The organism is Rhodovulum adriaticum (assembly GCF_004345735.1).
Classification (GTDB): Bacteria; Pseudomonadota; Alphaproteobacteria; order Rhodobacterales; family Rhodobacteraceae; genus Rhodovulum; species Rhodovulum adriaticum.
Window position 1 is genome coordinate 399783 of sequence record NZ_SLXL01000001.1, and the last position, 19781, is coordinate 419563.

At 66.7% G+C, this 19781-nt stretch carries 20 protein-coding genes and 1 other RNA gene; 8 read left to right on the forward strand and 13 right to left on the reverse strand.

Annotation, left to right across the window (positions count from 1 at the left end; translation table 11 throughout):
- The first annotated feature begins 54 nt into the window (after positions 1 to 54).
- Positions 55 to 795, forward strand: a complete 741-nt coding sequence (locus EV656_RS01810; RefSeq protein WP_132598846.1) for a metallophosphoesterase — start codon at positions 55 to 57, stop codon at positions 793 to 795.
- A gap of 21 nt (positions 796 to 816) precedes the next feature.
- On the opposite strand, the gene EV656_RS01815 is transcribed toward EV656_RS01810, so the two are convergent.
- Together EV656_RS01815 and EV656_RS01820 are read right to left on the reverse strand one after the other, a co-directional pair.
- Positions 817 to 1266, reverse strand: coding sequence for a Dps family protein (locus EV656_RS01815; RefSeq protein WP_132598848.1), 450 nt, complete (start codon positions 1264 to 1266; stop codon positions 817 to 819).
- 116 nt (positions 1267 to 1382) lie between these two features.
- Positions 1383 to 2012 carry a ribonuclease T2 family protein gene (locus EV656_RS01820; protein ID WP_132598850.1) on the reverse strand — a complete coding sequence of 210 codons (630 nt, stop codon included), beginning with the start codon at positions 2010 to 2012 and terminating at the stop codon, positions 1383 to 1385.
- Between the two features lie 130 nt (positions 2013 to 2142).
- Between EV656_RS01820 and EV656_RS01825 the strand changes: the two genes are divergently transcribed.
- Entirely contained in the window at positions 2143 to 2895 is a 753-nt protein-coding gene (locus tag EV656_RS01825) for a DUF1013 domain-containing protein (RefSeq protein WP_132598852.1), read from the forward strand.
- Positions 2896 to 3017: 122 nt separating this feature from the next.
- On the opposite strand, the gene recR is transcribed toward EV656_RS01825, so the two are convergent.
- The 8 genes from recR to ubiG form a co-directional block, all read right to left on the reverse strand.
- Complete coding sequence (recR, locus tag EV656_RS01830) at positions 3018 to 3620, reverse strand: recombination mediator RecR (RefSeq protein WP_132598854.1); 603 nt, start codon at positions 3618 to 3620, stop codon at positions 3018 to 3020.
- Between the two features lie 110 nt (positions 3621 to 3730).
- The gene (locus EV656_RS01835; RefSeq protein ID WP_132598856.1) at positions 3731 to 4075 is read right to left on the reverse strand and encodes a YbaB/EbfC family nucleoid-associated protein; all 345 of its coding nucleotides are present in this window, start codon (positions 4073 to 4075) and stop codon (positions 3731 to 3733) included.
- Between the two features lie 16 nt (positions 4076 to 4091).
- A complete protein-coding gene (locus EV656_RS01840) occupies positions 4092 to 5840 on the reverse strand; it encodes a DNA polymerase III subunit gamma/tau (protein WP_132598858.1) in 1749 nt (582 codons plus the stop codon).
- A gap of 67 nt (positions 5841 to 5907) precedes the next feature.
- Positions 5908 to 6822 carry an MBL fold metallo-hydrolase gene (locus tag EV656_RS01845; RefSeq protein ID WP_165918916.1) on the reverse strand — a complete coding sequence of 305 codons (915 nt, stop codon included), beginning with the start codon at positions 6820 to 6822 and terminating at the stop codon, positions 5908 to 5910.
- A 64-nt stretch (positions 6823 to 6886) separates the two neighbouring features.
- An RNA gene (gene ffs / locus EV656_RS01850) (signal recognition particle sRNA small type) lies at positions 6887 to 6983 on the reverse strand.
- A gap of 43 nt (positions 6984 to 7026) precedes the next feature.
- Complete coding sequence (locus EV656_RS01855) at positions 7027 to 7350, reverse strand: hypothetical protein (protein ID WP_369075513.1); 324 nt, start codon at positions 7348 to 7350, stop codon at positions 7027 to 7029.
- A 17-nt stretch (positions 7351 to 7367) separates the two neighbouring features.
- Positions 7368 to 8876 (reverse strand): bifunctional 2',3'-cyclic-nucleotide 2'-phosphodiesterase/3'-nucleotidase, encoded by a 1509-nt coding sequence (locus EV656_RS01860; RefSeq protein WP_165918917.1) that lies wholly within the window; start codon positions 8874 to 8876, stop codon positions 7368 to 7370.
- Positions 8877 to 8991: 115 nt separating this feature from the next.
- Entirely contained in the window at positions 8992 to 9738 is a 747-nt protein-coding gene (gene ubiG / locus EV656_RS01865; RefSeq protein WP_132598866.1) for a bifunctional 2-polyprenyl-6-hydroxyphenol methylase/3-demethylubiquinol 3-O-methyltransferase UbiG, read from the reverse strand.
- 71 nt (positions 9739 to 9809) lie between these two features.
- On the opposite strand from ubiG, the gene pip reads away from it, so the two are divergent.
- From pip to infB, 6 genes are all read left to right on the forward strand, one after another.
- Positions 9810 to 10799, forward strand: a complete 990-nt coding sequence (pip, locus tag EV656_RS01870; RefSeq protein WP_132598868.1) for a prolyl aminopeptidase — start codon at positions 9810 to 9812, stop codon at positions 10797 to 10799.
- A 1-nt stretch (position 10800) separates the two neighbouring features.
- Positions 10801 to 11427, forward strand: coding sequence for a class I SAM-dependent methyltransferase (locus EV656_RS01875; protein ID WP_165918918.1), 627 nt, complete (start codon positions 10801 to 10803; stop codon positions 11425 to 11427).
- Positions 11428 to 11585: 158 nt separating this feature from the next.
- Complete coding sequence (gene rimP / locus EV656_RS01880; RefSeq protein WP_132598872.1) at positions 11586 to 12179, forward strand: ribosome maturation factor RimP; 594 nt, start codon at positions 11586 to 11588, stop codon at positions 12177 to 12179.
- Positions 12180 to 12182: 3 nt separating this feature from the next.
- Entirely contained in the window at positions 12183 to 13811 is a 1629-nt protein-coding gene (nusA, locus tag EV656_RS01885) for a transcription termination factor NusA (protein WP_132598874.1), read from the forward strand.
- A 22-nt stretch (positions 13812 to 13833) separates the two neighbouring features.
- Entirely contained in the window at positions 13834 to 14454 is a 621-nt protein-coding gene (locus EV656_RS01890) for an RNA-binding protein (protein WP_132598876.1), read from the forward strand.
- An 8-nt stretch (positions 14455 to 14462) separates the two neighbouring features.
- Complete coding sequence (infB, locus tag EV656_RS01895; RefSeq protein WP_132598878.1) at positions 14463 to 16970, forward strand: translation initiation factor IF-2; 2508 nt, start codon at positions 14463 to 14465, stop codon at positions 16968 to 16970.
- A gap of 78 nt (positions 16971 to 17048) precedes the next feature.
- On the opposite strand, the gene EV656_RS01900 is transcribed toward infB, so the two are convergent.
- The 3 genes from EV656_RS01900 to EV656_RS01910 are packed head-to-tail and all read right to left on the reverse strand — an operon-like array spanning position 17049 to position 19717.
- The gene (locus EV656_RS01900; protein WP_132598880.1) at positions 17049 to 17447 is read right to left on the reverse strand and encodes a (deoxy)nucleoside triphosphate pyrophosphohydrolase; all 399 of its coding nucleotides are present in this window, start codon (positions 17445 to 17447) and stop codon (positions 17049 to 17051) included.
- Positions 17444 to 18832 (reverse strand): bifunctional glutamate N-acetyltransferase/amino-acid acetyltransferase ArgJ, encoded by a 1389-nt coding sequence (gene argJ, locus EV656_RS01905; protein ID WP_132598882.1) that lies wholly within the window; start codon positions 18830 to 18832, stop codon positions 17444 to 17446. The genes EV656_RS01900 and argJ overlap by 4 nt, the downstream gene beginning before the upstream one ends.
- Positions 18833 to 18874: 42 nt before the next feature.
- A complete protein-coding gene (locus EV656_RS01910) occupies positions 18875 to 19717 on the reverse strand; it encodes a peptidylprolyl isomerase (RefSeq protein ID WP_132598884.1) in 843 nt (280 codons plus the stop codon).
- Positions 19718 to 19781 lie beyond the last annotated feature (64 nt).

Consider the following 19781-nt stretch of genomic DNA (forward strand, 5'->3'; position numbering starts at 1 on the left):
GGTCTGCCGCGACACATGCGGCAGACCCTTTTTCATTTCAGCGAGGGAATATCCATGCAGCGCAGCTATGCCATCGGCGACGTGCACGGCCACCTGAACAAGCTGCGCGCCGCCCATGCGCTGATCGCGGCCGACCGCACGCGCACCGGCGACATGCAGGCCCCGGTGGTGCACCTGGGCGATCTGGTGGATCGTGGCCCCAATTGCCGGGGCGTGCTGGATTTCCTGATCGGCGGCCTGGCCGAGGGCGCGCCATGGGTGCTGCTGCGGGGCAACCATGACCGATTCATGCAGTATTTCCTGCGCCCCGGCGCCCAGCCCGAACCGGCCCGGCCCGATCTGGACTGGCTGTCGCCCAATGTCGGCGGGCGCGAAACGCTGGCCTCTTACGGGGTGGAAACGGGCATGCATCCCGACCGCGCCGCGCTGCATGCCGCGGCGGTGGCCGCGGTGCCGCAATCCCATGTCGATCTGCTAGAGGGGCTGTTGCCCTGCTACCGGCGGGGGGATGTCTTCTTTTGCCACGCGGGCGTGCGCCCCGGCGTGCCGCTGGACGATCAGGCAGAGGACGACCTGATCTGGATTCGCCGCGAATTCCTGGACGACCCGCGCGATCACGGCGCGCTGATCGTGCATGGGCACACCCCGGTCCAGCAGGTCACCCATTACGGCAACCGCGTGAACCTGGATACCGGCGCGGGCTATGGCGGGCCGGTCTCCGCCGTGGTGATCGAGGGGAACGCGGTCTTTCACCTGACCGAAGAGGGCCGCGTGCCGCTGACGCCCCAGGGCTGACGGCACGCGGGGGCGCCTGCGTTACTTCAGCAGGCTTTTCATCATCCAGATCGCTTTCTGGTGCACTTCCAGACGCTCGCCCAGCATGCCGGCGCTGGCCTCGTCGCCCGCATCCTGCGCGGCTTTCAGCGCCTCGGTGACGGTGGCGCAGACGGTTTCGTAATCGGCAACCGTCGCGGCGATCATGTCCTCGGCGGACAGCTGTTCATCGGTTTCCTTGACGCTGGCCAGCGCGGTCAGGGCCGCGGTGGTGCCCGGCGCGTATTCGTCCAGCGCGCGGATACGCTCGGCGATGGCGTCCATGGCATCGGCCAGTTCAGTATACTGGGCCTCGAACATTTCATGCAGGGCAAAGAACTTCGGCCCTTCCACGTTCCAGTGGAAGTTATGCGCCTTGGTGTACAGCACGAAGGTATCGCCCAGCACGCGGGCCAGCGCGCCGGCAACGGCCTTGCGGGTATCGTTATCCATCGGATGTTCCTTTATCGCGGTGCAAAAGGGAAACGCCCCGGGGAACGGGGCTGTTTCCTAGCTATGCCCGGCCCGGCGCATCGAAAGGGGCGCGCACCGTGGCAAAACGCCCCGCATCAGGGGATCGGATCCATCAGCGCATCGCGCATGGCGCAGTCGCGCACCACGTCCGCGCCGCATTTGCGCGGGCGCAGCTCGCGGGTCAGGCACAGGCGGGCCTCTTGGATGCGGCCGGCCTTGCAGGTGATCGTCAGCATGTCGGGCCGCCAGTCCGGGTTGGCGCGCAGGAACGCCTCTTCGACGATGGCGGCGGGCAGGCGCACGGGATCCTTCAGCTTGCGGAACACGGCCGGGCGGTTCACCGCGTCAAAGGCTTGGCGGGCGGCCTCGAAATAGGCGGGCGCGGACAAGCCAGAGCAGCGGCCATGCCGCTTCCACTGGTACCAGGCCAGCCCGGACGAGCCCATGATATCGGCCATCGCCCCGGTCACCACGCGCGAGGGGTCTTCATGCACCGTCCGGCAATGGCTGGGCCAGCCGCGTTCGTATTGCGGCCACAGCCCGTGCAGCACCCAGCCGAAATCCGCATCCGCATCGCATTGCGGGCTGCCGCGCGCGGCACCCTCTTGCGCGCACCATGTGGGCGACCAGCTCAGCGACAGGACGTAGTAATCGAATTCCCCCGCCGGTTCGCCCTCGGCACGGGCGAGGGTGGCGGTCAGGATCAGCAGGATCAGCCAGCGCATTTTCTCTTTTATCCGGTTTGCGGGGGCACTATATACCCTGAAACCTCCCCTACAACGAGGATCGGCGCCACAGGGCGCAGCCGAATTGCCGGCAGGGGAGACCTGTTCGCGTTCGAGAGGAGTGAGGCCAATGAACAAGCCGCTTATGGCCAAGGCCACCGCCGTCTGGCTGATCGACAATACCATGCTGACCTTCAAGCAGATCGGCGATTTCTGCGGCCTGCACGAACTGGAGGTGCAGGGCATTGCCGATGGCGACGTGGCCGCGGGCGTCAAGGGCTTCGACCCGGTGGCCAACAACCAGCTTGACCCCAAAGAGATCGAGAAGGGCGAGGCCGACCCGCTGTATTCGCTGCGGCTGAAGTTCAACCCCGCCGCCGTGGGCGAGGAAAAGCGCCGCGGCCCGCGCTACACCCCGCTGTCGAAACGGCAGGACCGCCCGGCCTCTATCCTGTGGCTGGTCAAGTTCCATCCGGAACTGAGCGATGGGCAGATTTCCAAACTGGTGGGCACGACCAAGCCGACGATCCAGTCCATCCGCGAACGGACCCACTGGAACATCTCCAACATCCAGCCGATCGACCCGGTGGCCCTGGGTCTGTGCAAACAGTCGGAACTGGACGCCGCCGTGCAAAAGGCCGCCAAGGCCAGGGCCGCCGCGGGCGAATTGATGTCCGACGACGAGCGGCGCAAGCTGGTTTCGACCGAACAGTCGCTGGAGATGGAGGCCGAGCCGAAGATGCCCTCGGCCATTGCCGGGCTGGAAACCTTTACGCTGACCGGCGATGACGACGACAAGAAGGACGACGAGCTGCCCGATGCGGACAGCTTCTTCAACCTGCCCGATTCGGACGAGGATGAGGACGAAGACGACCAGCGCTGAGTAGAGCGACAGGTCCGCGACAGGAACCCGGCCCCTGCGGCCGGGTTTTTTCTATGCTTCGGCAAATGGTGGGTTGGCCCCCACCCTACGGGCGACTGCCGGGGCAAAGCCCGCCGCCCCGTTCAGAACCCCTTGCGGGCCTTCAACGCCGCGCTGATCGTCCCGTCGTCCAGATAGTCCAGTTCACCGCCGATCGGCACGCCCTGCGCCAGCGATGTCAGCGCCACGCACGTATCGGCCAGTTCGTCGGCGATGTAATGGGCGGTGGTCTGCCCGTCCACGGTGGCGTTCAGGGCCAGGATGACCTCTGAAATCCCCTCGTCCCGCACGCGGCGGGCCAAATCGGGGATGCGCAGATCGTCGGGGCCCACGGCATCCAGCGCCGACAGGGTGCCGCCAAGAACGTGATAGCGCCCCAGGAACGCCCCGCCGCGTTCGATGGCCCACAGGTCGGCCACATCCTCGACCACGCAGATCGTGCCTGTGGCGCGTTCGGGATCGGTGCAGATCTCGCAAATCTCGGTGGTGCCGATATTGCCGCAGCGGCTGCATTCGCGGGCGGTTTCGGCCACCCGCTGCATCGCCTGGGCCAGCGGCAGCAGCAGAACCGCGCGCTTTTTGATAAGGTGCAGCACCACGCGCCGCGCGGATCGCGGCCCCAGCCCGGGCAGCCGGGCCATCATCTCGATCAGCGTTTCGATGTCCGAATGTGCGTTGGGGGCCATCCTGTCCGATCCTTGCGCCGCGCGCGTTCATGCAGCGCCGGGACCGCGCCCGGCACTGCAAAGCATATCGCGGCAGCGCGCGGGGGCAATCCCGGCCCCCGGCCCGATCCTCAGACCGGCAGGTCCATGCCCGCAGGCAGGCCCATTTCCTCGGTCAGTTTACGGGTCTCTTCCTTGGTCCGCTCCAACGCCTTTTCCTGGGCGTCCTTGATGGCGGCCAGGATCAGATCCTCGACGACCTCTTTATCGTCCGAGTTGAAGATGGAGGGGTCGATATCCAGGCCCGTCAGCGTGCCCTTGGCCGTCGCGGTGGCCTTGACCAGGCCGGCACCGCTTTCGCCCTCGACGGTGATGTTGGCCAGGTCGACCTGCAACTGGGCCATCTTGCCCTGCATTTCCTGCGCCGCCTTCATCATCTTGGCCATGTCGCCAAGACCGCCCAATCCCTTCAGCATGTCGTCACTCCTTGGTTCAGTTGTCCTCGAACGGGTCCCATTCGTCCTCGACCTCGGGCAGGGCCTCTTCGGCGGCCTGCGCGGCAAGGTCGTCGGGGGTTCTTATGTCGATGATCGCCGCGTCTGGAAAGGCGGCAAAAACGGCCTGTGTGAGGGGGTGTTCCTTTGCCTGGGCCTGCAGGGCCAGGAATTCGGCGTCGCGTTCCTCGGCGATGGTGGGCGCCCCGCCCGTGCCGACGACGGACACCCCCCAACGCGCGCCGGTCCAGGCCTGCAACCGCTGCGCCAGCCGCGCGGCCAGGTCGCGGGGCGCGTCGTCGGTCGGCTCGAACTCGATCCGGCCGGGGCTGTAGCTGACCAGCCGCAGCCCGGTTTCCACATCGACCAGCAGCTTGGCGTCGCGGTTGGCGCGGATCAGCTCGACCACATGGTCGAAGCTGGCGTAATGCGCCAACGTGGCCTCTGGCGCCTGGGCCAGCGCGGCAACTGGCCCGCCGCCCCCCCCACCCGAGGGCGCGCGCGGCGGCGCATAGCCCGTGGGACCGCCGCCCGGTGCAGGCCCGCCCGGCGCGGGGCCGCCCTGGGGCGCGGGTGCGGGCGGCGGGGCCTCTTGCAGCCTTTTTACCAGTTCTTCGGGGCTGGGCAGGGTGGACACATGCGTCAGCCGGATCACCGCCATTTCGGCGGCCATCATGGCGTTGGGGGCCATTGCCACCTCTTCCAGCGCCTTCAGCAACATCTGCCACATCCGCGTCAGCACGCGCATCGGCAGGCGGTCCGCCATGGCGCGGCCACGGGCGCGTTCGTCGGGGGAAACGGTGGGATCGTCGGCGGCCTCTGGCGTGATCTTGATGACGCTCAGCCAATGGGTGATCTCGGCCAGGTCGCGCAGCACCGCCATCGGGTCGGCCCCGTCGGCATATTGCCCGGACAGTTCCGCCAGCGCACCGGCCGCGTCGCCCGCCATGATCTGATCGAACAGGTCCAGCACCCGGCCGCGATCGGCCAGCCCCAGCATCGCGCGCACCTGGTCGGCGGTGGTTTCGCCCGCGCCATGGGAAATCGCCTGGTCCAGCAGGCTCATCGCGTCGCGCACGGACCCTTCGGCGGCGCGGGTGATCAGGCCCAACGCCTCTTCGGTGATGGGCGCGTTTTCCAGCCCGGCGATCTTTTGCAGATGGGCGATCATCACCTCGGGCTCGATCCGGCGCAGGTCGAACCGCTGGCAGCGGCTCAGGACCGTCACCGGCACCTTGCGGATTTCCGTGGTGGCAAAGATGAACTTCACATGGGCGGGGGGTTCTTCCAGTGTCTTGAGCAGCGCGTTGAACGCGCTGGTGGACAGCATGTGAACCTCATCGATGATGTAGATCTTGTAGCGCGCGCTGGCCGCGCGATAGGCCACGCTATCGATGATCTCGCGGATGTCGCCGACGCCGGTGCGGCTGGCGGCGTCCATTTCCATCACGTCGACATGGCGGCCCTCGGCGATTGCCATGCAATGTTCGCACACGCCGCAGGGATCGGTGGTCGGCCCGCCGGTGCCGTCGGGGCCGATGCAATTCATCCCCTTGGCGATGATCCGCGCGGTGGTGGTCTTACCGGTGCCGCGGATGCCCGTCATGATGAACGCCTGCGCGATGCGATCCGCGGCAAAGGCATTCTTCAGCGTGCGCACCATCGCGTCCTGACCGATCAGGTCGGCAAAACTGGCGGGGCGGTACTTGCGGGCAAGCACCTGGTAGGCGCCTTGGGTCTGCTCCATGGGTCCTCTCGGATTCGCGGGCGGGGCACAGCCTAGGGGGCGGCCGGGGCGGCGTCCAGCGGGCGTGCTATTCCCATTCCATCTGGGAATAGACCTCTTGCGCGTTGCGCCCGGCCAACTGGTCGAAATTGTCCAAGTCGGCAAAGGCCGATTGGTCCACATCGACCGACCCGATGATATCGCCGCCCGCGTCGATATGGGCGCGCATTCGGTCGCGCAGGTTGGACAGGTAATCGCGCGTGTCGCGGGTGGCGGTGGCCAAATCGGTTACCGGGCCGTGGCCGGGCACGACATGGACCGGATCCAGCGCGGCCACCGCGTCGAACGCCGCCAGCCAAGCGGCAGAGTTGGAAAATTCCATCACGCCCAGCACCCGGTCCACATAGACGATATCGCCGGTAAAAACCGTGCGGCTGTCCGGCAGCCAGACGAAGCTGTCGCCCGGCGTATGGGCCGGGCCGGGGTGGATGATGCGGATTTCGGTATCGCCCAGGGTCAGGCTATGCCGGTCCTCGAACGTGATGTCGGCAAAGGCCGGCATCGTGCCAGAGGACGCCGCCCCCACCAGTTGCGACAGCGCCGTCATCTGCATGGAGCCGCGCGCCCGCTGGTCCGCGACCGCATCGCCGGACGCGATCACGGTGGCGCCCTGCGCCTGCCAGTATTCGTTGCCCAGCCAGCGGTGATCCTGCCCGCCGGTATTGATGACATAGACCACCGGCTGTTCGGTGATCGCGCGCACCATGTCGTGGATCATCTCTGCGCCCTTCAGGGTGGCGCCGGCATCGATCAGCACGGCGCCCTCGGGCGTCACGATCAGGCCGAAATTGGCGTTGTTGCCCAGGTTTTCGGGGTCGCGCTGAACCGTCGGGCCGATCAGCGCGTGCACATTGGGGGCCACCTGCCGGTGGCGCAGCACGGGATCGGCAAGGACCGGCAGGGCCGTCAGCAGAAGGGCCGCGAAGGCGGGGAACAGGCGCATGATGAATCCTCCCATTGCACCCGAACATAGGGCGCAGAGTGCGATCTGCACAGTGCCGTGGGAAGGTGAGAGGTTGGACAGCGACCCGAACGGGACTCGTTACGGCTGCTTCCTTCCGGACCTGACCGGGTTGGCGAGGCGCTCGCCCGCGCCAACCTCTCGCCGCGTTACATAAGCGTCACGCGCCGGATTCGCAAGCGGACCCTACAGGTGAATGCGAAAACGAAGGAACCCGCCCGGCGCCTTGCCCGCAGGTTCGATCGCCAGGCCCGTGACGCCGGGCAGGTGGTGCAGCGCGCCCGGCCCGGTGTCGAACAGCACGCTGGTCCCGGGCATCGGCGCGAACTGCCAGGGCGAAACGGCGCCGGGATGCACAGTGCCCTGATCCGCGATATGGCGCAGCAGGATATCGCGGCTGGCCTCTGTCCCGGCATGGATCACGCTGTCCGGCCCGGTGCCGGGATACTGCCCGCCCCCACCCGCGCGATAGCTGTTCGTGGCGATGACAAAGGGCCTGTCGTCCGCCACCGGCTGGCCCTGCCATGTCAGATCGACGATGCGCGCCCCTGCGGATTTCCCGGCCCGCCAAGGGCATCGAACCGCGCCGGTTGGCCCAGATCGATCCGATAGCGCAGACCGTCCAGCACATCGAATTGATAGGCCGGGGCATCGCGTTCCATCAGCATCTGGTCGGGCTGGCCGGGCACGATCCGGTTGAACAGGCTGGCCGCGCGTTCCAGCCAGGCCCGGACCTGGGCGCCGGTCAGGCGCACCGCCTGCACGGTATTTGGATAGGGGTACAGATCCGCCACATGCCGGATCGCCAGATCGCCCGCGGGCACGTCGCTGTAATACTCCGGGCCGCCGCGGCCCCCGGCCTTGAACGGCGACACCGCCGACAGGATCGGCAGGCCGTCATGTTCGGTGCCCTTCAGCGCCTGCCGGACATGGGCGCGCTGCGCCTGGGCCAGCAGCGCGACGCAGGGGTCCGCACCGGCCAGCGCGAAATAGCTGTGCAGCGCGCCCGTACAGCGCCCCACCGGGCGGCGCACGTAATCCAGTGTCTCTGCATGGGCAGGGGCGGCGGCGCGGGTCACGGCGGGCATGTCGCGGACAAGGGGCGCAACCGTCCCGTCCGGCTGGCGCGCCGCGATCGGGTACAGTCGGCTGTCATGGTCCAGGATGCGCCAGCGGCCCCGATCATGGCCCAGCGCCAGGTCGATCACGCCCAGATGCCCGCCCCAGAAACCGGCCATCACGGCGGGCTTGCCCCGGATCGTCCCGGCATCGGCATCGACACCGGGCACCCCGCGATAGGCAGGTCCGGGCAGGGTCAGGTGCTGGTGACCGGCCAGCACGACATCAATCCCCTCGACCCCCGCCAGGGGGATGCCGGCGTTTTCCTGCCCCTCGACATGGTCGGGTTCGGCCAGCCCGGAATGGCACAGCGCGATGACCAGATCGGCCCCCGCCGCGCGCAGCGCGGGCACCTGGGCGCGGGCGGCCTGCATGATGTCCCGCGCGCTGATGCGCCCGTCCAGGTGCGGATGGCTCCACCGGGTGATCTGCGGCGGCGCAAAGCCGATGACCCCGACCCGGATCGGCAGCGAATGTCCGGCCTCGTCGATCAGGTGGCGGTCCAGGATCACCCAGGGCGCGACCAGCATGCGGTCATCCGCAGGCGTGGCACCGCGCGCGGTCAGCACATTGGCCGAGACAACGGGAAACCCCGCCCCGGCCAGCGCCGCATGCAAGAAATCCAGCCCGTAATCGAAATCGTGGTTGCCCAGGGTCGCGACCTCGACCCCGGCGGCGTTCATCGCCGCGATCACCGGGTGAACCTCGCCCGGGCGCAGACCGCGGACCTGCCCGAAATAATCGGCCAGTGGATTGCCCTGCAGGAAATCACCGTTGTCCAACAGCAGCGCGTTCGCCGCCTCTGCCCGCAATTGCGCGGCCAGCCCGGCCGTGCGGGCCAGGCCGATATCCTGCGCCGGGCGGTCGGCGAAATAGTCATAGGGCAGGATGTTGGCATGCAGATCCGTGATCTGCATCACCCGCAGACGGGCCCGGCCCGCACCGGGCCTTTGATCATTAGGGGGCGTCGCGGTCATGGGTCATCGGGCCGCCCCCGCCCAAGGGACGGGGAACGGCATCTCGCGCATCTGTTCAGGTCGGCTTGGTCGCCGCGGTGACATAGTTGACGCTGAGATCGCGGCTGGACAGCGACCACGACCAGGACAGCGGGTTAAAGACGAAGCCGGTCCGATCCAGCACCCGCAGGCCGGCCTGTTCCATCAGGCTGCACAGTTCGTCGGGGGTCAGGAATTTTTCGTATTCATGGGTGCCCTTGGGCAGCCATCGCATCACGTATTCCGCCCCGAAGATCGCCATGACAAACGCCTTGGGATTGCGGTTGATCGTGGAACACAGGTGCAGCCCGCCGGGTTTCAGCAACTGGCGGCAGGCGGTCAGATAGGCCAGCGGGTCGGCCACGTGTTCCACCACCTCCATGTTCAGGACCACGTCGAACTGCTCGCCCGCCTCTGCCAGCGCCTCGGCGGTGGTAAAGCGATAGTCGATGTCCAGCCCCGATTGTTCGGCATGGATGCGGGCGACGGGAATGTTGCGTTCGGCGGCATCGGCGCCGACCACGGTCGCGCCCAGCCGGGCCATCGGTTCGGACAGCAGCCCGCCGCCGCAGCCGATATCCAGCAGGCGCAGGCCCTGGAACGGCTTTTCCGCGGACAGGTCGCGCCCGAATTCCGCAGCGATCTGGCGCGTGATATAGTCCAGCCGGCAGGGGTTCAGCATGTGCAGCGGCTTGAATTTCCCGTTGGGGTCCCACCATTCGGCGGCCATCGCCTCGAACTTGGACACTTCGGCGGGATCGACGGTGGTTTCGGCTGCTTGCATCACACGCTCCGTTCCTGTCTTTTGGTCGCACACCCTTGGGGTGTGGCACTCCGGCGTTATATAGGCGGCTCATGGACAAATCCGCAGGCCAAAAGCGCGCATCGCAGGTTCTTTACCCGCCGGTCAACCCGTTTGACCAGCGGATGCTGGACGTGGGCGACGGTCACAAGATCTATGTCGAACAGTGCGGCAACCCGCGGGGCATCCCGGTTGTGGTGCTGCATGGCGGCCCGGGCGGCGGGTGCAGCCCGGCCATGCGCCGCTATTTCGACCCCGACCAGTTCCGCGTGATCCTGTTCGATCAGCGCGGCTGCGGCCGGTCGCGCCCCCATGCCAGCGTGCAGTCCAACACCACCTGGCACCTGGTCCGCGATATAGAGATGATCCGCGAAACACTGGGCATCGACCGCTGGGTGGCCTTTGGCGGCAGCTGGGGGGCGACGCTGGCGTTGATCTATGCGCAGGCCCATCCCGACCGCGTGGCCTATCTGGTGCTGCGGGGCGTCTTCTTGATGACGCAGGCGGAACTGGACTGGTTCTACGGCGGCGGCGCGGGGCGGTTCTGGCCCGACCTGTGGGGCCGGTTCGTCGATCTGGTGCCGGTGGACGAACGCAGCGACATGATCGCCGCCTATCACAAGCGGCTGTTTTCCGGCGATGTTATGCTGGAAACCCGCTATGCGCGCGCCTGGGCATCCTGGGAAAACGCCCTGGCCTCGATCGAGCATCAGGGCCTGGCGGGTGAGGCGCCCGCCGATTACGCCCGCGCCTTTGCCCGGCTGGAGAATCACTTTTTCATGAATCGCGGTTTTCTACAGCGGGACGGCCAGATCCTGGACGACATCTCGCTGATCGCGCATATCCCCGCGACCATCGTGCAGGGCCGCTATGACATGGTGTGCCCCCCCGAATCGGCTTGGGCGCTGGCGGAAAAATGGGGCCGCGCCAACCTGCGCATGGTGCCGATGGCAGGCCATGCCCTGTCCGAACCGGGGATCACCGCCGAACTGGTGCGCACGATGCGCGGCGTCGCGCGGCAGGCCGCCGGGCTGGGTTTGTGACATGAGCGTTAATGTCCGCTTCTGGGATCGGATCGCCCAACGATACGCCCGCATGCCCGTGCGCGACCCGGACGCCTATACCCGCAAGCTGGAAATGACCCGCGCCTACATGAAACCCGGCGCCGAGGTGTTCGAATTCGGCTGCGGCACCGGGACGACGGCGCTGAACCATGCCCCCCATGCGGCACATGTCACCGCCATCGACTGCGCGCCGTCGATGATCGACATCGCGCAGGAAAAGGCCACGGCAGAGGGCATCGGGAACGTCACCTTTCAGGTCGCCAACCTGGAGGAAATGGCCCGCGCGCCGGGCTGTTACGACATGGTGATGGCCCATAACGTGCTGCACCTGCTGACCGACCGGCACGCCGCGCTGGCCCATGTGCACGACATGCTGCGGCCGGGGGGCATCTTCGTGTCCTCGACCGCCTGCGCGGCGCGCGCACCGTGGCTGTTCCGGGCCATTGTGAAAACCGGCGGCGCGCTGCGGCTGCTGCCGCTGTTCCACCTGCTGACAGAGGATCAGCTGAAATCCGACATCACCGCCGCCGGGTTCGAGATCGTGGAAGAGTGGCTGCCCAAGGGCGGCAAGAGCGCGCTGTTCCTGATCGCGCGCAAGGTGGGATAGGGGCGCCTGCCCGGGCGCGGCGGACAATCCCCTTGCGCCCCACCCCCTTTCGGCCTATATCCCACTCAACAGCGGCGGCTCGGCTTCCACCCCCGAACCTCCACCGGATGGATATGTGCGGGCCGTTGGCCCGTTTTTTTATGCCCGGACGCAAACCCATGACCGACCTTATCGCCAAGACCGCCATCGACCGGCGCCTGGCAGAGATCCTGCACCCCGTGATCGAGGGGATGGGCTTCGAACTGGTGCGCATCCGCCTGATGGGCGGCAAAACCAAGACGTTGCAGATCATGGCCGAACGCCCCGACGGAGGCATTGAGGTGGACGAGTGCGCCCGGATTTCCACCGCGGTATCGGCCGTCCTGGATGTCGAAGACCCGATCGAGGACGCCTATACGCTGGAGGTGTCCAGCCCCGGCATCGACCGGCCTTTGACCCGGCTCAAGGACTTTGCCGCCTGGGAAGGGTATGAGGCCAAGCTGGAAACGACCGAACTGATCGACGGGCGCCGCCGCTTCAAGGGGGAACTGGCCGGGGTAGAGGACAACGACATCCTGATCGAGATCACCGACGACAAGGGCGAACAGGTCACGATCGGGCTGGATTACGACTGGCTGTCGGACGCCAAGCTGGTGCTGACCGACGAGCTGATCCGCGAGATGCTGAAGGCCCGCAAGGACGCCGGGATCGTGGACGAGGACGACTACGACGAGATCGAGACGGACGACGGGTCCGCGCGCGAGGAGGACTGAGACATGGCGATTACCTCTGCCAACCAACTGGAACTGCTGCAGACCGCCGAGGCGGTGGCCCGCGAAAAGATGATCGACCCCGACCTGGTCGTGCAGGCGATGGAGGAATCCCTCGGCCGTGCTGCCAAGTCGCGCTACGGGTCCGACATGGACATCCGCGTGTCCATCGACCGCAAGACGGGGCGGGCCACCTTTACCCGCGTGCGCACCGTGGTCGCCGATGACGAACTGGAAAACTACCACGCGGAAGTGACCGTCGATCAGGCCAAGCAATACATGGCCGATCCCCAGATCGGGGACGAGATCCGCGACGAGGTGCCCGCCGTGGACATGGGCCGGATCGACGCGCAATCGGCTAAGCAGGTGATCCTGCAAAAGGTCCGCGAGGCCGAGCGCGACCGCCAGTACGAGGAATTCAAGGACCGCGCCGGCACGATCATCAACGGCATCGTCAAGCGCGAGGAATACGGCAACGTCATCGTCGATATCGGCCGGGGCGAGGGCATCCTGCGCCGCAACGAAAAGATCGGCCGCGAAAGCTATCGCCCCAACGACCGCATCCGCTGCTACATCAAGGATGTCCGGCGCGAGGTGCGCGGCCCGCAGGTCTTCCTGTCGCGCACCGATCCGCAGTTCATGGCCGAGCTGTTCAAGATGGAAGTGCCGGAAATCTACGACGGCATCATCGAGATCAAGGCCGTCGCCCGCGACCCCGGTTCGCGCGCCAAGATCGCGGTCATTTCCTATGACAACTCCATCGACCCGGTCGGCGCCTGCGTGGGTATGCGCGGCAGCCGCGTGCAGGCCGTCGTGAACGAGTTGCAGGGCGAAAAGATCGACATCATCCCCTGGAACGAGGATCAGGCCACCTTCCTGGTGAACGCGCTGCAACCGGCAGAGGTCAGCAAGGTCGTCATCGACGAAGAGGCCGGCAAGATCGAGGTCGTGGTGCCCGACGAACAACTGTCGCTGGCCATCGGCCGGCGCGGTCAGAACGTGCGCCTGGCCAGCCAGCTGACCGGCCTGGACATCGACATCATGACCGAGGCCGAGGAAAGCGCCCGCCGCCAGGCCGAGTTCGAGGAACGCACCCAGCTGTTCATGGACACGCTGGACCTGGACGAGTTCTTTGCCCAGCTGCTGGTCTCCGAGGGCTTCACCTCGCTGGAAGAGGTGGCCTATGTCGATGTCGATGAATTGCTGGTGATCGACGGCGTGGACGAGGATACCGCGTCCGAATTGCAGGCACGCGCCCGCGACTATCTGGACGAACAGAACCGCAAGGCACTGGACCATGCCCGCGAACTGGGCGTCGAGGACAGCCTGGTTGACTTCGAGGGGCTGACGCCCCAGATGATCGAGGCGCTGGCCGAAGACGGCATCAAGACGCTGGAAGACTTCGCCACCTGCGCCGACTGGGAACTGGCCGGCGGCTGGACCACCGTCAACGGCGATCGGGTCAAGGACGAGGGCCTGCTTGAAAAGTTCGATGTCTCGCTGGAAGAGGCCCAGAACCTGGTGATGACCGCCCGTGTGCAGCTGGGCTGGGTCGACCCGGCCGAACTGGAACCCGAGGCCGAAGAGGTCGAGGGCGACGAAACGGACGACACCGAAACGGAGGCCGGGGCCTGATCGCGGGCCCCGCGCGTTGCCCATGGCCCGCGGAGGTGCCCGCAAGGTGACCGATACGCCCGAACGGCGCTGCATCGCCACCGGCGCGGTGCAGCCCAAGGCGGGGTTGATCCGCTTCGTCGTAGGGCCGGAGGGGCAGATCGTGCCCGACCTCTGGGGCAAATTGCCCGGGCGCGGCATCTGGGTTTCGGCGGATCGGGCGGCGCTGGACCTGGCGACCAAACGCCGCCTTTTCGCGCGTGCTGCGAAACAGGCGGTGACCGTGCCCGACGACCTGCTGGACCAGGTCGAAAGCGGCCTGTTGCGCCGCGTTGTCGAGGGCCTGTCGCTGGCACGCAAGGCCGGGCAGGCCGTCGCGGGCTATGAAAAGGTGCGCGCCTGGCTGGAAGCCGGGCAGGCAGTCGCGCTGTTGCAGGCCAACGACGGATCCGACCGGGGCAAGGCAAAGCTGCGCCCGCCGCCGGGACAGGACGCGGCGATCGACTGTCTGGCCGCCCGGGAATTGGGTTTGGCATTCGGTCGGGAAAGTGTGATACATGGCGCGCTTGCGTCTGGCGGACTCACTGAACGTGTAGTAGAGGATGCCGCCAAGTTATCAGGCGTGCGCAGAGAAGTCGGGGGATCTGCCCCCGGAAAGGGCTGAAAGAGCTTATGAGCGATAGTGACGGCAAGAAGACACTCGGTTTGCGCGGCGGCTCCCGTCCCGGTCAGGTGAAGCAGAGCTTCTCCCATGGCCGGACCAAGAATGTGGTGGTTGAGACCAAGCGCAAGCGCGTCGTCGTGCCCAAGGCCGGTGCTGCCAAGGGCGGCGCCGGTGGCAAGGCGGCCGGTGGCGATCCGTCGAAACGCCCGGCCGGTATTTCCGACGCCGAGATGGAGCGCCGGCTGAAGGCGTTGCAGGCCGCAAAGGCCCGCGAGGCCGATGAGGCCAAGGCGCGTGAAGAAGAAGAGAAGCGCCGCGAGCAAGAGCGCCAACGCCGCCGCGAAGAGGCTGAGGCGAAAGAGCGCGAGCAGCGCGAGATCGAAGAAGCGGCCCGCCGCAAGGCCGAAGAGGAAGAGGCCCGCAAGAAGCGCGAGGCCGAAGCCGCCAAGGCCAAGGCCAAGCCCGCCGCCGCACCGGCCGCCAAGGCCGCGCCCGCCGCGACCCCGGCCGATGTCGAGGCCGCCAAGCCCGGCGCCAAGCCCGCCCCCCGCAAGACCGAACGCGAACGCACCGACGATCGCCCGAACCGTAGCAACAAGGGCAAGGGCGACAGCCGCCGTTCGGGCAAGCTGACGGTGAACCAGGCGCTGGCCGGTGGCGAAGGCGGGCGCCAACGCTCGCTGGCCGCGATGAAGCGCAAGCAAGAGCGCATGCGCCAAAAGGCCATGGGCGGCGGCGAAGCCCGCGAAAAGGTGGTGCGTGACGTGCAGCTGCCGGAAACCATCGTGGTGTCCGAGCTGGCCAACCGCATGGCCGAACGCGTGGCCGACGTGGTCAAGGCGCTGATGCAGAACGGCATGATGGTCACGCAGAACCAATCCATCGACGCCGACACCGCCGAACTGATCATCGAGGAATTCGGCCACCGCGTGCAGCGCGTCAGCGATGCCGACGTGGAGGACGTGATCGCCACCGTCGAGGACAAGCCCGACGATCTGAAGGCGCGCCCGCCGGTCATCACGATCATGGGCCATGTCGACCACGGCAAAACCTCGCTGCTGGACGCGATCCGCAACGCCAAGGTCGTGGCGGGCGAGGCCGGGGGCATCACCCAGCATATCGGCGCCTATCAGGTGCAGACCGACAGCGGCACGACGCTGACCTTCCTGGATACGCCCGGCCACGCGGCCTTTACCTCTATGCGGGCGCGCGGTGCGCAGGTCACAGACATCGTCGTTCTGGTGGTTGCCGCCGACGACGCCGTGATGCCGCAGACGATCGAGGCCATCAACCACGCCAAGGCCGCCGGCGTGCCGATGATCGTGGCGATCAACAAGATCGACAAGCCCGAGGCCAACCCCGACAAGGTGCGCACCGACCTGCTGCATCACGAGGTGATCGTCGAAAAGCTGTCGGGCGATGTGCAGGATGTCGAGGTTTCGGCCATGAACGGCCAGGGCCTGGACGAACTGCTGGAATCGATTGCCCTGCAATCGGAAATCCTGGAACTGAAGGCCAACCCCGACCGCGCCGCCGAAGGCGCAGTGATCGAGGCGCAGCTGGATGTCGGCCGCGGCCCCGTGGCCACCGTTCTGGTTCAGAAGGGCACGCTGAAGCGCGGCGACATCTTCGTCGTCGGCGAACAGTGGGGCAAGGTGCGCGCGCTGATCAACGACAAGGGCGAGCGCGTCGACGAGGCCGGCCCGTCCGTCCCGGTCGAGGTTCTGGGCCTGAACGGCACGCCCGAGGCAGGCGACGTTCTGAACGTGGTCGAGACCGAGGCCCAGGCCCGCGAGATCGCCGAGTACCGCGAACAGGCCGCCAAGGACAAGCGCGCCGCCGCCGGTGCCGCGACCACGCTGGACCAGCTGTTGGCGCAGGCCAAGGAAGACGAGAACGTCAAGGAACTGCCGATCCTGGTCAAGGCCGACGTGCAGGGTTCCGCCGAAGCGATCGTTCAGGCGATGGAAAAGATCGGCAACGAAGAGGTCCGCGTGCGCGTGCTGCATACCGGCGTCGGTGCGATCACCGAAACCGATATCGGCCTGGCAGAGGCCTCTGGCGCGCCGGTCATCGGCTTCAACGTCCGGGCCAACGCGCCCGCGCGTAACGCCGCCAACCAGAAAGGCGTGGAAATCCGCTATTACAGCGTGATCTACGACCTGGTGGACGACGTGAAGGCCGCCGCCAGCGGTCTACTGGATGCCGAGATCCGCGAAACCTTCATCGGTTATGCCGAGATCAAGGAGGTCTTCAAGGTGTCCGGCGTCGGCAAGGTGGCTGGCTGCCTGGTGACCGAGGGCATTGCCCGCCGCAGCGCCGGCGTGCGCCTGCTGCGCGACGACGTGGTGATCCACGAGGGCACGCTGAAGACGCTGAAACGCTTCAAGGACGAGGTGGCAGAGGTCCAGTCGGGCCAGGAATGCGGCATGGCGTTCGAGAAATACGACGACATCCGCCCCGGCGACGTGATCGAGATCTTCGAACGGCAAGAGGTCGAGCGCACGCTCGACTGATCCGGGCCGCATACGGATACGGAAAAGGCGCCCCGCGGGGCGCCTTTTTCATGTCATGCAGGCCGGCAGGGAAGGCCGCTACAGCCAATCCTGCAAAACCGGGATCAACGGCAGGTCCGCCTCTGGCATGGGGTAGTCGCGCAACTGGTTGGGCCGCACCCATTTCAGCGCCTGCCCTTCGTGCCCGTGGGGCGTGCCCTGCCATTTCCGACAGGCGTATAGCGGCATCAGCAGGTGGAAATCGTCATAGCCATGGCTGGCGAATGTCAGGGGCGCCAGGCAACTGGACCAGGTGTCGATGCCCAACTCTTCCTTCAGCTCGCGCATCAGGGCATGTTCGGGGGTTTCCCCCGGCTCTACCTTGCCACCGGGGAATTCCCACAGCCCGGCCATCGCCTTACCCTGGGGACGCTGCGCCAGCAGCACCCGCCCGTCCACGTCGATCAACGCCACTGCGGCGACCAGAACCAGTTTCATGAGCGGTAATCGGCGTTGATCTCGATGTAACGGTTGGTCAGGTCGCAGGTCCAGACGGTCGATTCGCCCTCGCCCAACCCCAGGTCCACGCCGATGGTCAGCTCGTCCCGGCGCATATAGGCCGCGCCTGCCTCCTCGGCATAGGTTTCTGCGACCCAGCCTTTTTCCGCCACCAGCATATCGCCAAGGCGGATCGTCAGAAGGTCGCGATCGGCCTTGGCCCCGGATTTGCCAACCGCCATCACGATCCGGCCCCAGTTCGGATCCTCGCCCGCCACAGCTGTCTTGACCAGCGGCGAATTGGCGATGGCCATGGCCACCTTGCGCGCGTCGGCCGGGCTGGCCGCGCCGGTCACGTCGACCTGCACGAATTTCGTCGCGCCCTCGCCGTCACGCACCACCTGATGGGCCAGGTCCAGCATCACGCCGTGCAGCGCATCCTGGAACGTCTTGGCGGCCTTGCTGCGCAGATCGTCGATCGCAGGGGCATCGGCCCGGCCCGTCGCCGCCAACAACAGCGTGTCCGAGGTCGAGGTATCCCCATCCACGGTGATGCAGTTAAACGTTTCATCCGTCAGCCGGGACAGCATCCGCTGCAACGGCGCCTGCGCGATTTTCGCGTCGGTAAAGATGTAGACCAGCATCGTCGCCATGTCGGGCGCGATCATGCCCGACCCCTTGGCGATGCCCGCGATGCGCACCGGCTTGCCCTCGATCTCGACCACGGTTCCCGCGCCCTTGGCAAAGGTGTCGGTGGTCATGATCGCGCGCGCAGCCTGATAGATCGCACCCGCATCCTGCGCCGCGGTCAGGTCGTCCAGAACGGCGGTGATACGATCATGGGGCAGCGGTTCGCCAATCACCCCGGTCGAACTGGTGAAAACGCGCGCCTCGGGCACCCCGGCGGCCTTGGCGGTGGCGGCACAGATGGCCTGTACCGCCTTGGCCCCGTGATCGCCGGTAAAGGCATTGGCGTTGCCCGCGTTGACCAGGATCGCGGCCCCGGCCTTGGGGTCGGGTTTCAGGCCGATCTTGGCCTCGCAATCCAGCACCGGCGCGGCGCGGGTGGCCGACCGGGTAAAGGCGCCCGCCACCGTGCTGCCCGGCGCCAGCGTGGCCAGCATGACATCGACCCGCCCCTTGTAGCGCACCCCGGCCTGCACGGCGGCAAAGCGCACGCCGTCAATCACCGGCAGGGCGGGAAAGCCGCCCGCAGGCGCCAGGGGCGAGATGACCGGCCCCTCGGGCTGGGGCGCCGTTGCGGGCGCGGTGGCGGCGGCCAGTTCACGTTCCAGCCGCTTGATCTGCTGCTTCAGGGGTTTCAGCTTGGCCTTCTTCTTGTCGGCCTTCTTGTCTTTCTTCTTGTTTTTCTTGTCTTTGGCCATCTGTCCCTCCTGGCCCTGTGGCGGCCGCGTTCGGCCTGTCGGTTATTCCAGCAGGCCCCGATCCTTGATGATGGCGGGGTCAAGGTCCAGCTCTGCGCGCTCGACCTCTGCGGCGTCGGTCAGCTCTTCCATCGCGGCTTCCATCGCGTCGCGCTGGATCTGCTGGACCAGTTCGGGCCGCACCTCTTCCAGGGTGGGGGCCTCTTTCAGGCGGCTATCGTTCAGCTTGACGATGTGCCAGCCGAATTGCGTCTGCACGGGGGCGGATACCTCGCCCGGCTCCAGGCTCATCACGGCGTCTTCGAAGGGCTTGACCATCATACCGGCGGTGAACCAGCCCAGATCGCCCCCGTTCGGTCCCGAGGGACCGACCGATTGTTCCTTGGCCATCTCGGTGAAATCGGCGCCCTTGTCCAAGGCAGTCTTGATCGCCAGCGCCTCTTCCTCGGTCTCGACCAGGATGTGGGCAGCGTTGAATTCGCGCTCGGGCTCTTCCCCGGCAAAGGCGGCCTCATAGGCGGTTTGCAGGGCCTCGTCGGTGACGGCGGCCTCGGCGATGCGGCCCAGGGCCTCGCCGGCGACAAAGCTGCGCTGTTCATTCTCCAGCGCCAGTTTCGCGCCCAGCGACAAATCCTCGCCCACGCTTTGGGCGACGGCGCTTTGGCGGATCAACTGGTCAAGCACCGCCTCGTACAGGACGTCATCGGGCAGTTGCTGGTATTCGGCGGGCAACTGGGCGCGCATGACGATCATGTGTCCCAGGGTGATCGTGTCACCGCCGACGCGGGCAACCACGGTATCGGCGCCGATCTCCTCGGCCGCGGCGGGCAGGGCAAGCGCGGCGCTCATGGCAAGCGCCAGCAAGGGTTTCATGGCTTTGGGCATTGGGGCAACTCCTTTCGGGGCGCGCGCACGGGCGGCGTTGACACTATTCTGGCGGCCCCTTACA